This window comes from Ruminococcus sp. MCC718 (genome assembly GCF_018783905.1).
In the GTDB taxonomy this organism is placed as follows: Bacteria; Bacillota; Clostridia; order Lachnospirales; family Lachnospiraceae; genus Hominisplanchenecus; species Hominisplanchenecus faecis.
Genome location: NZ_WQNP01000114.1, coordinates 1 through 1,073 on the forward strand (window position 1 = coordinate 1; position 1,073 = coordinate 1,073).

Sequence of the window (1,073 nt, forward strand, 5' to 3'; positions counted from 1 at the left end):
ATTTACAGTATAAAGGAAATATATGTAATAGAGCCCACTAAGGTGGCTCTGAATTACCGGAATATATGGCTCTCATTCTCGGTTCTTCCGCAATTATCCGTTATTATTGTTATATCCCATGTACCTCAACTTTGCTTCAAGCAACTGCCTGCCACATCTTCCATACATTGTACGTTTTATCATTTTTAATCTGCTATTAGTTCCTTCCACAAATCCATTACTGTAATCATATGCTACAGCATTTTCAACTGCATCTATATCTCTTTTTAATCCCTCAGCAAAACTTCTTAAGGGTTTAAGAAGATTTTTACTATATTTTTCAACAAATAAATAGAGCATTGGCACATTATGATTTTTAAAAATATTTCTAAACTCTCTTATGCAGCATTGAAGTTCCCAAATATTTGGATACTTTTCATAAATATATTCCTTATGATTATCTGAAAGCTCAGTATTCATCCACATGTACCTAAACACACCTTCTCGTGTAATATAATCTTTATCTTTTCCCTTACTGCCGGTTTTGTATTTTAAACACTCCGTCATTGTTCTGACATATGGCTGTAGCTCAAAACATTTATTTTCTTTTTGCTCTATTTTGCATAAATAATCAAAAGCATTGCTTTTGGATCCAGAATATCCTTTTTCGTATATTGCCTTTACAGTTTTGCTTTTACTCCATCCTTCTTTAAGACAATCTATAATAAAATCATGAAATGGATCAAGTTTGCTTTGATGAATTCCATACATACTTAATTCTTTTGGATCACCTTTACGATATTTTGCAATTGTGTTGCGACCTATTCCCATACGTTTGGCAATTTCACGGTAACTACAGCCTTCTTTTAAAAAATTTTGTATTTGGTAGATCATTTGATAACGTTTTTCTGAAAAAGCAGCATAATTATCCACATCAGATGAGATTTTTTTTACAATGTTCTTCTGCATCGATAGATGTATCATTGTGTGGGATACTTATTGTTGCAGGGATTTTGATTATTCCAGGGCTCTTTGAGCCACCTGTCCGGACTTTGAGAGCCACCATTCCGGAGAATGAGAGCCATATATTCCGG

1 protein-coding gene is annotated in these 1,073 nt (G+C 33.6%); it reads right to left on the reverse strand.

The window, feature by feature from the left end:
- Nucleotides 1-93 precede the first annotated feature (93 nt).
- Nucleotides 94-912: a transposase gene (locus GPK60_RS15685; RefSeq protein WP_215660005.1), complete on the reverse strand. Its 819-nt coding sequence runs from the start codon at nt 910-912 to the stop codon at nt 94-96.
- Between the last annotated feature and the right edge of the window lie 161 nt (nt 913-1,073).